Origin of the sequence: Arthrobacter sp. SLBN-122, from assembly GCF_006715165.1 — a bacterium.
Classification (GTDB): Bacteria; Actinomycetota; Actinomycetes; order Actinomycetales; family Micrococcaceae; genus Arthrobacter.
Map to the genome: position 1 here is coordinate 961157 of NZ_VFMS01000001.1, position 13433 is coordinate 974589.

General features: G+C 66.5%; 13 protein-coding genes and 1 pseudogene. 11 read left to right on the forward strand and 3 right to left on the reverse strand.

Annotated features, from left to right (window positions below; genetic code table 11):
- Positions 1-8 precede the first annotated feature (8 nt).
- The 4 genes from FBY36_RS04555 (at position 9) to FBY36_RS04570 (ending at position 3084) form a co-directional block, all read left to right on the forward strand.
- The gene (locus FBY36_RS04555; protein WP_142117537.1) at positions 9-299 is read left to right on the forward strand and encodes a hypothetical protein; all 291 of its coding nucleotides are present in this window, start codon (positions 9-11) and stop codon (positions 297-299) included.
- A gap of 105 nt (positions 300-404) precedes the next feature.
- Entirely contained in the window at positions 405-1730 is a 1326-nt protein-coding gene (locus FBY36_RS04560; protein ID WP_142117538.1) for a cytochrome P450, read from the forward strand.
- Positions 1731-1836: 106 nt separating this feature from the next.
- Positions 1837-2559 carry a VIT1/CCC1 transporter family protein gene (locus tag FBY36_RS04565; RefSeq protein ID WP_142117539.1) on the forward strand — a complete coding sequence of 241 codons (723 nt, stop codon included), beginning with the start codon at positions 1837-1839 and terminating at the stop codon, positions 2557-2559.
- 36 nt (positions 2560-2595) lie between these two features.
- Positions 2596-3084, forward strand: coding sequence for a hypothetical protein (locus FBY36_RS04570; RefSeq protein WP_142117540.1), 489 nt, complete (start codon positions 2596-2598; stop codon positions 3082-3084).
- A gap of 16 nt (positions 3085-3100) precedes the next feature.
- On the opposite strand, the gene FBY36_RS04575 is transcribed toward FBY36_RS04570, so the two are convergent.
- Positions 3101-3940 (reverse strand): carbon-nitrogen hydrolase family protein, encoded by an 840-nt coding sequence (locus FBY36_RS04575; protein ID WP_235008720.1) that lies wholly within the window; start codon positions 3938-3940, stop codon positions 3101-3103.
- 198 nt (positions 3941-4138) lie between these two features.
- On the opposite strand from FBY36_RS04575, the gene ctaC reads away from it, so the two are divergent.
- Both ctaC and ctaD read left to right on the forward strand, forming a co-directional pair.
- Complete coding sequence (ctaC, locus tag FBY36_RS04580) at positions 4139-4996, forward strand: aa3-type cytochrome oxidase subunit II (RefSeq protein WP_200830434.1); 858 nt, start codon at positions 4139-4141, stop codon at positions 4994-4996.
- A 14-nt stretch (positions 4997-5010) separates the two neighbouring features.
- Positions 5011-6765, forward strand: a complete 1755-nt coding sequence (gene ctaD, locus FBY36_RS04585; RefSeq protein ID WP_235008721.1) for an aa3-type cytochrome oxidase subunit I — start codon at positions 5011-5013, stop codon at positions 6763-6765.
- A gap of 96 nt (positions 6766-6861) precedes the next feature.
- On the opposite strand, the pseudogene FBY36_RS21130 reads toward ctaD, so the two are convergent.
- Positions 6862-6948: pseudogene (locus FBY36_RS21130) on the reverse strand (hypothetical protein); the annotation flags it as partial.
- Positions 6949-6988: 40 nt separating this feature from the next.
- Complete coding sequence (locus FBY36_RS04595) at positions 6989-7507, reverse strand: DUF2243 domain-containing protein (RefSeq protein WP_142117542.1); 519 nt, start codon at positions 7505-7507, stop codon at positions 6989-6991.
- A 196-nt stretch (positions 7508-7703) separates the two neighbouring features.
- Here FBY36_RS04595 and FBY36_RS04600 point away from each other — a divergent pair, with 196 nt between their 5' ends.
- The 5 genes from FBY36_RS04600 to FBY36_RS04620 all read left to right on the forward strand — a co-directional run bounded on the left by FBY36_RS04600 (position 7704) and on the right by FBY36_RS04620 (position 13432).
- Positions 7704-8852 carry a zinc-dependent alcohol dehydrogenase gene (locus FBY36_RS04600; RefSeq protein ID WP_142117543.1) on the forward strand — a complete coding sequence of 383 codons (1149 nt, stop codon included), beginning with the start codon at positions 7704-7706 and terminating at the stop codon, positions 8850-8852.
- Positions 8853-8865: 13 nt separating this feature from the next.
- Positions 8866-9444: a hypothetical protein gene (locus FBY36_RS04605; protein ID WP_142117544.1), complete on the forward strand. Its 579-nt coding sequence runs from the start codon at positions 8866-8868 to the stop codon at positions 9442-9444.
- A 181-nt stretch (positions 9445-9625) separates the two neighbouring features.
- Positions 9626-10684, forward strand: a complete 1059-nt coding sequence (locus tag FBY36_RS04610) for an iron ABC transporter substrate-binding protein (RefSeq protein ID WP_142117545.1) — start codon at positions 9626-9628, stop codon at positions 10682-10684.
- Between the two features lie 4 nt (positions 10685-10688).
- Positions 10689-12278, forward strand: coding sequence for an ABC transporter permease (locus tag FBY36_RS04615; RefSeq protein ID WP_200830435.1), 1590 nt, complete (start codon positions 10689-10691; stop codon positions 12276-12278).
- Entirely contained in the window at positions 12275-13432 is a 1158-nt protein-coding gene (locus tag FBY36_RS04620) for an ABC transporter ATP-binding protein (RefSeq protein WP_200830436.1), read from the forward strand. The genes FBY36_RS04615 and FBY36_RS04620 overlap by 4 nt, the downstream gene beginning before the upstream one ends.
- Position 13433: the final 1 nt, after the last annotated feature.

The following is a 13433-nucleotide window of genomic DNA, read 5'->3' on the forward strand; positions in this document are numbered from 1 at the left end:
GGGCAGCGGTGGGGTTTGATCCGCATGAACCGGAGCAGCGCAGCCAGCTTAAGGATGCGTTGACTGCGGCTGACATCACAGTAGGTGAATTATGGCTGCGCTACTTCAGCATGACCGGTTCCGCAGGTGAGTACGAGGTTCAGGCCTACCTGCAGGGCCTCATCTCCCTGCCCGTCATCCAGCGTGACCTGCTGGCCCTGGCCTGCAACGAAATGATCGCCGAGAAGCCGCCGCTGCATGCCCCGTACGCGGACCAGATGAAGGGCACGGGACCCAGCGGCCCGTCGTCCGGCCGGTAAAGCCTGGGGCGGCCGGTGCACGCCCCGGGTGCACGGCAGGGCCGCGTCTAGCTGTGCTTGGGAAGGGTACGTCACGGTTATCCTCCCGAGAGCAAAGCAGGCACCATGAGTCCGCTACCCCAGGCCGGCATCCGCGACACAGCGTTGTTTATGCTGGACGTTTTCCTTCCGACGGCGGCCAAAGGTCCCCTGATCCGGCGGCCCCGGGCGGAGGCCGTTGCGGACCGCCTGGACCTTGACCGGCGGGCGGTGGCCCGGATGCAGAAGCTGGACAGCAAGTATCCGGCTGGACCGCTGCTGCTCCGGCTCCCCTTCCGGAAGCAGGCGCTGATCCTGCGGCCGGACCAGCTCCACCGGGTCCTGGCCGAAACACCGGAACCTTTCTCCTCTGCGAGCAGCGAAAAACGGGGCGCAATGGCGCACTTCGAGCCCCGCAACGTCCTGGTTTCCACCGGGGCCGACAGGAGTGCCCGCCGTGCCCTGCAGGAGCAGGCGCTGGATACTTCAAGCCCGGTCCACCGGATGGCGGACTCCTTCCTGCCGGTCATCGAGGAGGAAGCCGATGCGCTGCTCGCCGCGGCAGGTGCCGACACCGGCATCCTTGACTGGCCGTTGTTCACTGCCGCCTGGCACCGTGCCGTCCGGCGGGTGGTGTTCGGCGATGCGGCCAGGGACGACGTCGAGCTGACCGACATGCTGGCCCGGCTGCGGAAGGACGCCAACTGGTCCGGCCTGAAGCCACGCAGGGACAATGTCCGTGCAGAGTTCCGCCGGCGGGTGCGCGCAGGGATCGACGCCGCCGCCCCGGGCAGCCTTGCCTCAGTGCTGCGCGGCAAACCTGACGCGGACCCTTCAGCACCAAGCGACCAGGTCCCGCAATGGCTGTTCGCCTTCGACGCGGCCGGAATAGCAGCCTTCCGGGCCCTGGCGCTGCTGGCCGCCCATCCTGACCAGGCGGCGAAGGCCAGGCAGGAGATGGCCGGCGATACGTCCGGTGGCCGGAACCTGCCGTTCCTGCGCGCCTGCGTGCTGGAGTCCGTACGCCTGTGGCCAACGACGCCCATGGTGCTGCGCCAGACCTCGCGCCCGGTCGAGTGGGACAACGGGACCATGCCGGCCCGTTGCGGGGTGCTGGTCTATGTCCCCTACTTCCACCGTGACGGCCGGCAGGCCGATTCCTTCGATCCAGGACTGTGGCTGCAGCAGGATGCGATGTCCGGGGACCCCGAAAGCTGGGGCGTGGTCCCCTTCAGCGACGGCCCCGCGCGGTGCCCCGGCCGCCAACTGGTGCTGCTGATGACCAGCGCCCTGCTCGCCCGCCTGCTCCGGGAAGACACCTTCGCCCTGGAATCCGCCCGGCTGTCCCCGGACCGGCCGCTGCCCGGCACGCTGAACCACTTTGCGCTGCGGTTCCGGGTGTCCCCGGCGTGAGGTGGGCGGCCACTTGTTGCCGTTGTCAGCGGGTGCAGTCACGGGATGCGGTTAGGGGATGCAAACCTTCGTGGCACCGGGATCCGCGCAGTGCTTTACTGCCAGCATGTCTGAAACCCTCAAGCTGAGCCACAACGAACCGCACGACAGCAGCGTGGCAGCCCGCCTGAACTGGCTGCGCGCCGGCGTCCTCGGCGCGAACGACGGCATCGTCTCCGTGGCGGCCACGGTGGTGGGCGTGGCCGGCGTGACCAATGACCTGGCACCCATCCTGGTGGCGGGCACCGCCGCCGTGGTGGGCGGAGCGGTGTCCATGGCCCTGGGCGAATATGTTTCCGTCAGCAGCCAGAGTGACAGCCAGCGGGCCCTGATCGAGAAGGAACGCCAGGAACTCCGGGACGATCCCGACGGCGAACTGGCAGAACTCGCGCACATTTACCAGGCCAAGGGACTCAGTGAAGCCACGGCCCGGACGGTGGCCGAGGAACTGACGGCAAAGGACGCCCTGAAGGCCCACCTCTCCGCCGAACTGAACATTGACGAAGAGGAAGTGGTCAGCCCCTGGCACGCAGCCTTCGCCTCCGCCATCGCGTTCACCGTCGGGGCCGTGCTGCCCATGCTGGCCATCATCTTCCCGCCTGAAGAGGCGCGCATCCCGGTCACGTTTGTTGCCGTCATCCTGGCGCTCGCACTGACCGGCACCATCAGCGCCAAAATCGGCGGGAGCTCCAAACGCAAGGCCACCATCCGGCTGGTGGTGGGCGGGGCGCTGGCCATGGCCTTCACGTTCGCGGTGGGAAGCCTGCTGGGCACCACCGGCATCGCATAGTCTTTTCCACACACCCGCTACCGATCAGGAGTTCCCGTGCTGGAGATCGCAGGCCTTCCGGCCCATATTCTGCTGATTCACGGCGTGGTGGTCCTGGCCCCACTGGCCGGGCTTGCGGCAGTGGTGTTCGCGTTGCTGCGGCGGAGCAGGCGGTATCTGGCCTGGCCGCTGGGGGTCCTGGCACTGCTGCTGGTTCCGTTGTCCATCGTCACGGCCGAGGCGGGGGAACAGCTGGAGAAGGCCAAGGGGCTGTCGCAACTGGTTGAGGAGCACGCTGACCAGGGAAGCTTCCTCCGCTACGTTACCGTGCTGTTCCTGGTGGCTGTGGCTGCCCAGATCGCCGCGGCCTTCCCGTCGGTCCTGACGCGCCGGCCCGCCTTCCGGAGCCTTCGCGGGCTCCTGGAATCCCGCTGGCTGCTCCCTGCCACGTCGGCGCTGGGCATCCTGGCGGGACTGTTCCTGGTGTACCAAAGCATCGTGACCGGACACTCCGGGGCTGTGTCCGTCTGGGCCGGGACGCGCTAGCCGCGCGACCCGGGGCTCAGCGGCGCGGCCTCGAGCGTGAAGCAGGCTCCGGAAGAGGTACGACGGCGTATCGGCGGTTCGCGAGTACCGGCACGCGCCTACGCACCTGCTCCAGCCGGTCCCGGCTGAGGCGGGCCAGGATCAGGCCGGGCTCCTCACCCGCGTTGGCCACCACCACCCCGGCCGGATCCACTGCCATGGAGAAGCCGGTGGCAAGGGGGCCGCACTGGTTGGCCGCCAGGACGTAGGCCGTGTTCTCGATGGCCCGCGCCTTGGCCAGCGTGGACCAGTGGTCCTCCTTGCCCGGTCCGCGGATCCACATGGAGGGCACCAGCAGGACGTCCGCTCCCGCGTCGACGGCTGCCCGCGCACTCTCCGGAAACCGCAGGTCATAGCAGGTGAACGCGCCAAACCGGAAGCCGCCAAGGCTGAACACCAACGGTTCCTCCGCGCTGCCCGCCGAGATGCCATCGCTTTCCCGGTACCCGAACGCATCATAGAGGTGGGTCTTCCGGTAGCAGCCCCGGATGTTCCCCTGGCTGTCCAAAGCCACCAGGGTGTTGTACGGAAGACCGCTTTCCACCCGTTCATAGGTCCCCACCACCACCGCTATCGACTGCTCCTTCGCGAACGCAGCGATGCTCCGGATGAAGGGACCGTCCAGGTCCTCCGCGACTGCCGCGATGGTGGTGGCCGCCTCGCTGGTGCCGTACAGGCTGGACTCGGGGAGGACCACCAGGTCCGCCCCCGCAGCCGCGGCCTCCGCAATCAGCCGCCCGGCCGCCGTCGTATTTTTTGCCTTATCCGTGCCGGCACTGAACTGCCCTGCCGCGATGGTCATGCTCTCTGAATCCATGGCTGTCCTTCCACCCGGAGGGGTGCCCGGCGGCAATTTGCCGGCCGCTGCACAACCCCTTCCCATCAGCATCCTCCGCGCGTAGGGTAAGGCACACAACCCGCTGGTCCCCGGGCCAGTGGCGGGCTCATGCAGTTGGGCTTCTGGAGCGTGCCGGAGGGACCATACGTGGGTAATAAGCCATCCAAAAAGCACAGCATGCGGCGCCTGGCAGGGCTGGGTGCAGGCCTCATGGTGCTGCCGGCACTGACTTCCTGCTCGGATCTGGTTTCCCGCGGCTTCCTGCCCGGAGCCCGCGACACCACCAACAACACCGCGCTGATCACCGACCTCTGGGTCAACTCCTGGATCGCCGCGCTGGTGGTGGGCATCATCACCTGGGGGTTGATGATCTGGGTCATCGTGGCGTACCGGCGCCGGAAGAACACCGTAGGGTTCCCCGCGCAACTGAGCTACAACCTTCCGCTCGAAGTGTTCTACCTGGCGATTCCGCTGATCGTCATCGGCGTCCTGTTCGTCTTTACGGACCGGGAACAGCGGGCCATCGATGCACGCTATCCCAACCCGGACGTCGTGATCGACGTCTTCGGCAAGCAGTGGTCCTGGGATTTCAACTACGTCAAGGAGCAGGTGCACGAGGACGCCGGACAGCAGGCGCACCTGACCGGCGACTATGGCGCCCCGGACCGGCTGCCCACCCTCTACCTTCCGGTGGGAAAGAAAGTGGAGCTGCACCTGCAGTCACGCGACGTGCAGCATTCCTTCTGGGTGGTGGATTTCCTCCAGAAACGCGACCTGTACCCGGGCCACGAACAGTACAACCCCTACATCAACATCACCCCCAACCGCATCGGCGAATACATGGGCAAGTGTGCCGAACTCTGCGGCGAATACCACTCCGAAATGCTCTTCAAGGTCCGGGTGGTAAGCCAGCAGGATTATGACAGCCACATCGCCGACCTGAAGGCCAAGGGCAACACCGGCAGCCTGGGCGAAGAGTATGTCAGGCAGCCGCTCTCAGCCCCGTCACCGCAGGCCGCGGAAGCAGCAGAGTAAAGGAGGGCACCGACATGACCACCACAGGCCAGAGAATGGGCGGAACCGCGGCCACAGCGGCACCGGCAGTGGTCCGGCGCTCCAAAGGCACCATCGTCGTCAACTGGATCACCTCAACCGACCACAAGACCATCGGGTACATGTACCTGATCTCGTCCTTCGTGTTCTTCTGTGCCGGGGGCGTGATGGCCCTGCTGATCCGCGCCGAGCTGTTCGAACCCGGCATGCAGATCCTGCAGACCAAGGAACAGTACAACCAGCTGTTCACCATGCACGGCACCATCATGCTGCTGATGTTCGCCACCCCGCTGTTCGCCGGGTTCGCCAACGTCATCATGCCGCTGCAGATCGGCGCCCCTGACGTGGCGTTTCCCCGCCTGAACGCGCTGGCGTTCTGGTTCTTCCTGTTCGGTTCCACCATTGCGGTGTCCGGGTTCATCACCCCGCAGGGCGCTGCCTCGTTCGGCTGGTTCGCCTACGCACCGCTGTCCAACACCACCTTCACCCCCGGCATCGGCGGTGACCTGTGGGTCTTCGGCCTGGCGTTGTCCGGTTTCGGCACCATCCTGGGCTCCGTCAACTTCATCACCACCATCATCTGCATGCGCGCCCCGGGGCTCACCATGTGGCGGATGCCGATCTTCACGTGGAACACGCTGGTCACCGGCATCCTGGTGCTGATGGCGTTCCCGCCGCTGGCCGCCGCCCTGTTCGCGCTCGGCGCGGACCGCAAGTTCGGTGCCCACATCTTCGATCCGGACAATGGCGGCGCCATCCTCTGGCAGCACCTGTTCTGGTTCTTCGGCCACCCGGAGGTGTACATCATTGCGCTGCCGTTCTTCGGCATCGTGTCGGAGATCTTCCCGGTCTTCAGCCGCAAACCCCTGTTCGGCTACAAGGGCATCGTGTACGCCACCATTGCCATTGCAGCCCTCTCGGTGACGGTATGGGCGCACCACATGTACGTCACGGGTGCGGTGTTCCTCCCGTTCTTCGCCTTCATGACCATGCTCATCGCGGTGCCCACCGGCGTGAAGTTCTTCAACTGGATCGGCACCATGTGGGGCGGTTCGCTGACCTTCGAGACACCCATGCTGTGGAGCATGGGGTTCCTGGCCACGTTCCTCTTCGGCGGCCTCACCGGCATCATCCTGGCCTCCCCGCCCATGGACTTCCACGTCTCGGACACCTACTTCGTGGTGGCCCACTTCCACTACGTGGTGTTCGGCACCGTGGTGTTCGCCATGTTCGCCGGGTTCTACTTCTGGTGGCCCAAGTTCACCGGCACCATGCTCAATGAGCGCCTGGGCAAGATCCACTTCTGGATGCTCTTCCTGGGCTTCCACGCCACGTTCCTGATCCAGCACTGGCTGGGTGTCCTGGGCATGCCCCGCCGGTACGCGGACTATATGCCGGAGGACAACTTCACCTTCATGAACCAGTTCTCCACCGTGGGCTCCTATCTCCTGGGAGCATCCCTGATCCCGTTCTTCTGGAACGTCTACATCACCTGGCGGGCCGGCAAGAAGGTCACCGTAGACGATCCCTGGGGCTTCGGCGCGTCGCTGGAATGGGCCACGTCCTGCCCGCCGCCCCGGCACAATTTCACCTCGCTGCCCCGGATCCGTTCGGAGCGCCCTGCCCTGGACCTGCACCACCCGGAGCTGAGTGTCCGGCTGCACCCGCCGGCGCACGGCCCGGCGGCTGATGTCCTGGGTGCCGCGGACATCGGTGAAGACGACGTCCGCGACCCCAACCCGAACAAGTAACGGGCCCGCGGCTTCGACCAACAAGAAAATGCCGGCGCTGCCCGAATCCGGGCAGGGCCGGCATTTTGCGCGGTAACGGCATATTAATGCCGGGCCCTACTCCTTGTGGAGCTTGTCCTGGATGGTTCCGGCGGCCTTTTCCAGCAGCTGCGCGATCATGGCGGCCAGCATTTCCACGTGGCCGAACTCCTCCCCCCGATGGTTTTTCCAGCGATTGGGCTACCTAATTGGCGGCCGGCTGTCTGCGGGCAGCACGCCGGTACAGCAGCCAGCCCGCAGCGGCCAGCACAGCACTCAGGGCCAGGAACCCGAGGTCCCAGGCCAGCGGCCCACCCAGGTCGTCCCGGACGTGGTGGATGCCCAGGAGTTGGTGGTTCACCAGGCCTTCGAGCACGTTGAAGACGCCCCATCCCAGCAGCACCAGGCCGGTATGGAAGGCCCATTCCGGGGACAAAGTGCCGCTCCGGCCGGCGCGGAGGGTGAGGATTGCCGAGGCAGCCACCAGCACCCACATGGCCCCATGGAACATCCCGTCGGCCAGCGTGTTCAACTCAAGGCCGGGGACCGTCTTTGCCCCGCCGGCCTCCGTGTGGGTGAGCATGTGGTGCCACTGGAGGAGCTGGTGCAGCACGATTCCGTCCACGAACCCGCCCAGCCCCATCCCCAGAAGGAACGCGGGCGCGACGGCGGCACGTGCCCTGGCAGTGCCCGTGCCGGCCGCCCCGGTACTCTCGCTGGACATCCCGATCCCCCTTCACCCGGTACGCCTTTCCCTTAAGCCCTTACCCGCCGTCGTCCGCCCCAAGCGGAGGAGGCACCCTTGACCTCATCGGCTCCGGATGGAAGCCTGTGAGGATCGCGGTGGGGCCTCAAGCAACGGGGTTCGGTTCCCGCCAGGGGACGCTCCCACTGCCCGCCAACCCACAGAGGCGGCACGAATGCGAGCAATGGTGTACCGCGGCCCGTACAAAATCCGGGTCGAAGAAAAAGACATTCCCAAAATTGAGCATCCCAATGACGCCATCATCAGGGTGACCACCGGCGCGATCTGCGGCTCGGACCTGCACCTTTACCACGGCATGATGCCGGACACTCGGGTGGGCACGACGTTTGGCCACGAGTTCGCGGGGGTGGTGCACCAGGTGGGCTCCTCGGTGCAGAACCTGATCCCCGGCGACCGCGTGATGGTTCCCTTCAACGTCTACTGCGGATCCTGCTGGTTCTGCGCCCGTGGCCTCTACTCCAACTGCCACAACGTCAACCCGAACGCGACGGCGGTGGGCGGCATCTACGGCTACTCCCACACCTGCGGAGGGTACGACGGCGGCCAGGCCGAGTTCGTGCGGGTCCCGTTCGCCGACGTGGGGCCCAGCAGGATCCCGGACTGGATGGACGAAGAGGACGCGGTGCTGCTCACCGATGCCCTGCCCACCGGCTATTTCGGTGCCCAGCTGGGCGACATCGTGGAAGGCGACACGGTGGTGGTGTTCGGCGCCGGCCCCGTGGGCCTGTTCGCGGCCAAGTCAGCCTGGCTGATGGGCGCGGGCCGGGTCATCGTGGTGGACCACCTGGACTACCGGCTGGAGAAGGCCCGCAGCTTCGCGCACGCCGAAACGTTCAACTTTGCCGAGTACGACGACATCGTGGTGCACCTGAAGAAGCAGACCGACTACCTGGGTGCCGACGTCGTCATTGACGCGGTGGGGGCCGAGGCGGACGGGAACTTCCTGCAGCATGTGACCGCCACCAAGTTCAAGCTGCAGGGCGGCTCTCCGGTGGCGCTTAACTGGGCCATCGACTCGGTCCGCAAGGGCGGAACGGTGTCCGTGGTGGGTGCATACGGGCCCATCTTCAGTGCCGTGAAGTTCGGCGACGCGCTGAACAAGGGCCTGACGCTGCGCATGAACCAGTGCCCGGTGAAACGGCAGTGGCCGCGTCTGTTCGAGCACATCCGGAACGGCTACCTCAAACCCAACGAGCTGGTCACGCACCGGATCCCGCTGGAGCACATCGCCGAGGGCTACCACATGTTCTCGGCCAAGCTGGACAACATCATCAAGCCCCTGATCATCTCCGCCACGGCCTGAAAGGGAGTGCACCATGACTGAACCGGCAACGCCTTACCGGGCACGCAAGAACACCCCGCCGGAAAGCCGGGATGCCCTGCGCGCCCGCATTCCCGGTTGGGGCGTGGACCTGGACCCGAAGGACCGGCCGTCGTTCCCGCGCGAGCAGCCCGGCATAGAAACCGGTGCCCACTGGGACTTCCCTGACCGGCAGCCCGAAGCGCAGCCCCGGGAGCGGTCCATCGAGCACGCCATGCTGCCGCCCGTCTTCGGCACCTCGGCCCCGCTCAAGGGCGCCTCCGGTGCCATCCGCAGGTACGCCTACCGCCGGTACAGCGAAGGGCGGGCGGCGCACTGGCTGCTGTTGATCGGCGCGGACCGGGTGGATGCGTGGGAAAGCCACCTGAAGTCCCTGGCCACGCTGCGGCCGGACAATCCGGTCACCGAAACCGGCATCGGCAGCGAATTCTCCGGCAACGGATTCAAATCCAGGGCCGGGAAGCGGGTGGACGTGAACCACTCCTGGATGGATCCGGCCATTGTTGCGGGCCCGTGGGTACTGGCTGGACTCGGCGCTGTGGCCGTGGTGCGGGCCCTGCGCGGAAGCCGTTGAGGAGCGGGAGTAATTAGGTCACGCCATGTTTTCGTAATTGATGTGAACCTCGTCACTTAAAGCGCTTTCCGGCTTGGAGCTTAGGTTTGCCTACCCTACAGTTTCCTGACATAGGCACTGTTTTCCGGTGCCCCAGGACTTAGGTTCAAGCAGACTTTTTTCCCCACCGAAAGCAGCCTCAATGAAGATCCGTAACAGCGCGCTGGCCGGCATCGCACTCGCCGCCACCGCAGCTCTTGGCCTGACCGCCTGCGGCGGCGGCACCCCTGCCGGCGACAGCTCCTCCTCCGCCGCCTCCAACGGCGGCGGCTCGGACGGGATCACGGTCTACAACGCCCAGCACGAGAGCCTCACCAAGGAATGGGTGGATGCCTTCACGGCGGAAACCGGCATCAAGGTGACCATGCGCCAGGGCTCGGACACCGAGCTGTCCAACCAGATCATCCAGGAAGGCCAGGCATCCCCCGCGGACGTCTTCCTCACCGAGAACTCCCCCGCCATGACCCAGGTGGAGAACGCCGGCCTGTTCGCCGACGTCGACAAGGACACCCTGGCCCAGGTTCCGGCCGAGTTCGCGCCGTCCACCGGCAAGTGGACGGGAATCGCCGCCCGTTCCACCGTCCTGGTGTACAACAAGACCAAGCTCACCGAGGACCAGCTCCCCAAGTCCATGCTTGACCTGGCCAACCCCGAATGGAAGGGCAAGTGGGCTGCGTCCCCCACCGGCGCAGACTTCCAGGCCATCGTCTCCGCGCTGCTGGAACTGAAGGGCGAGGCCGCCACCGGGGAGTGGCTGAAGGGCATGAAGGAGAACTCCAAGGCCTACAAGGGCAACAGCACGGCCATGAAGGCCGTCAACGCCGGTGAAGTGGATGCGGCACTGATCTACCACTACTACTACTACGGCGACCAGGCCAAGACCGGCGAGAACTCCAGCAACGTCACCCCGTACTACTTCAAGAACCAGGACCCGGGCGCCTTCCTGTCCGTCTCCGGCGCCGGCGTGCTGAAGTCCTCCAAGAACGCGGCCGCAGCACAGCAGTTCCTGAAGTTCATCACGGGCAAGAAGGGCCAGGAAGTCCTCAAGAACGGAACGTCCTTCGAGTACGCCATCGGCTCCGAGGTTCCCGCCAATGACAAACTGGTTCCCATCAAGGACCTGCAGGCTCCCAAGGTTGACGCCGCCAAGCTCAACTCCGAAAAGGTCACCGATCTGATGACCCAGGCCGGACTCCTCTAATTCCGTGACCACCGATCTATCGGCTCCCGCCAGGCGGAGTACGACGACGGCGGGCAGGGGCAACAGCCCCCGCCCGCCTTTCGGCGTTTCCGCGGTGTCCGTCCTGGCGGTGCTGATCGCCCTCTTTTCCCTTGTCCCGCTGGGGTACGTGGCCTACATGACGGTGGCAACCGGGTGGGACACCGCCGTCGGCCTCATCCTGCGGCCCCGCGTGGGCGAACTGCTGCTGAACACCCTGCTCCTGATGGCCGCCACCATCCCGCTGTGCCTGCTGCTTGGCGTGGCGGGGGCGTGGCTGGTGGAACGGACCAAAGTCCGCGGCCACCGGGTCTGGGCCGTGCTGCTGGCCGCTCCGCTGGCCGTCCCGGCTTTCGTGAACAGCTACGCCTGGGTTACCGCCATCCCGTCACTTGGCGGCCTGGGCTCGGGCATCCTGATCTCCACCCTGTCCTATTTCCCGCTGGTGTACATCCCGGCGGCCGCCACCCTGAGCCGGCTGGACCCGGCCATTGAGCAGTCCGCGGCTGCCCTGGGGCTCGGCGCCTGGCGGACGTTCTTCCGCGTAGTCCTCCCCCAGCTCCGGATCGCCATGACCGGCGGGGCGCTGCTGGTGGGCCTGCACCTGTTGGCCGAATACGGTGCGTTCGCCATGATCCGGTTCGATACCTTCACCACCGCGATCATGACCCAGTACCAATCCACGTTCAACGGCGCAGCCGGAAACATGCTGGCCAGCGTCCTGGTGCTCTTCTGCCTGCTCCTGCTGCTGGCAGAGGTCCGTAGCCGCGGCACCGCCCGCTACGCCCGCATCGGCTCCGGGGTGCAGGGCAAGGCCCTGCGGCTCCCGCTCCACGCCTACCAGTGGCCCGCGCAGCTTTTCCTGCTGGCGCTGACCGCCCTGGCGTTCGGCCTCCCGCTGGTCTACGTCATCCGTTGGATCCTGGCGGGCGGGGCGGACATCTGGACTGCGTCCGAGTTCCTGCCGGCCCTCCTCACCACCTTCAGCTACGGGCTTGCCGGCGCCGCAGCCACCACGGTAGTGGCCTTCCCGATGGCCTACCTCGCCGTCCGGCACCCCGGCTGGTTCAGCAAGTCCCTGGAGCTGTCCAACTATGTCACCAGCTCCATGCCGGGCATCGTGGTGGCCCTGGCGTTCGTCACCGTCAGCATCCGCCTGGTACCCGGGGTGTACCAGACCGCGGGGCTGTTGGTGGCGGCGTATGTGCTCCTGTTCATCCCGCGGGCCCTGGTCAACCTCCGGGCGGGACTGGCACAGGCCCCCAAGGAACTCGACGAGGCCGCCCAGGCACTGGGCAAGCCGCCGCTGCTGGCCTTCATCCGCGTTACCCTGCGGCTCACAGCGCCGGCCGCCGCGGGCGGGGCAGCCCTGGTGTTCCTTGCCATCGCCAACGAACTCACCGCCACGTTGCTGCTGTCCCCCAACGGCACCAGGACCCTGGCCACCGAGTTTTGGAGCAAGAGCAGCGAAATCGACTATGCGGGTGCCGCGCCCTACGCCCTGCTGATGATCCTGCTCTCGGCCCCCATGACCTACCTCCTCTTCCAACAGTCCAAGAAAGTAGCCGGACAGTGACAGCACCATCAACCCGCAGGCTGCCCGAGCCGCGGGTGGCACCCTCCGTGGCCGCAACCACCAACAGCCACCTGCAGATCACGGACGTCACCAAGAACTTCGGGCCGCAGGCGGTCCTGAAGGGCGTCAACCTGTCCGTGGCCAAGGGCGGAACCACCGCCATCGTAGGCCCGTCCGGCTCCGGCAAGACCACCCTCCTGCGGCTGATCGCCGGGTTTGAACATCCGGACACCGGGAGCATCTCCCTGAACGGAACGCTCGTGGCCGGTGAGGGTGCGTGGCTTCCGGCACACAAACGGCAGATCGGCTACGTGGCCCAGGACGGTGCCCTGTTTCCGCACCTCACGGTGGGCCAGAACGTTGCCTTCGGGCTGGATGCCGCCAAGCTTGAGGGCGGGCGCCGCGCCGTGGCCGCCCGTGTGGCCGAGCTCCTGGAGATGGTGTCCTTGGACGCGTCCATGGCCAAGCGCCGTCCCCACCAGCTCTCCGGCGGCCAGCAGCAGCGGGTGGCCTTGGCCCGGGCGTTGGCACGCGAACCGGAGCTGATGCTCCTGGACGAGCCCTTCTCCGCACTGGACGCCGGACTCCGCGTTGCCACCCGCCGTGCAGTGGCCAAGGTCCTGGCCGAGGCCGGCGTCACCACCATCCTGGTCACGCACGACCAGGCCGAGGCCCTCTCCTTCGCCGATCAGGTGGCGGTCATGCGCGGCGGCAAGCTGGCCCAGATCGGCAACCCCTTCGTGGTGTACACCCGCCCCGCGGACCGGGCCACCGCCGAGTTCCTTGGCGACGCCGTCATCCTGGACGCCTGGCTGGAAGGGTCCCTGGCCACCTGCTCCCTGGGCGGAATCCCCGTGCGGAGGCCGCCGGCGCAGGGACGCGTGCAGTTGATGCTGCGGCCCGAACAGATCCGCATCGCCGAGGACGGCCCCATCCGCGGCGTAGTGGTGGACACCGACTACTTCGGTCCTGAAACCACAGTGCGGCTGAAGCTGAACGTCCCCCAGGAAGTGGCGGAACACACCGACCACCGGTACCCCGGCGGTGGCGAAGTGATCACCATCCGGCACTGGAACGCCTCGATCGCCCGGCCCGGCATGGAATTGTGCCTGCGGGTTGTGGGCGAAGCCGTCGCGTTCCCCATGGAGGACTGAG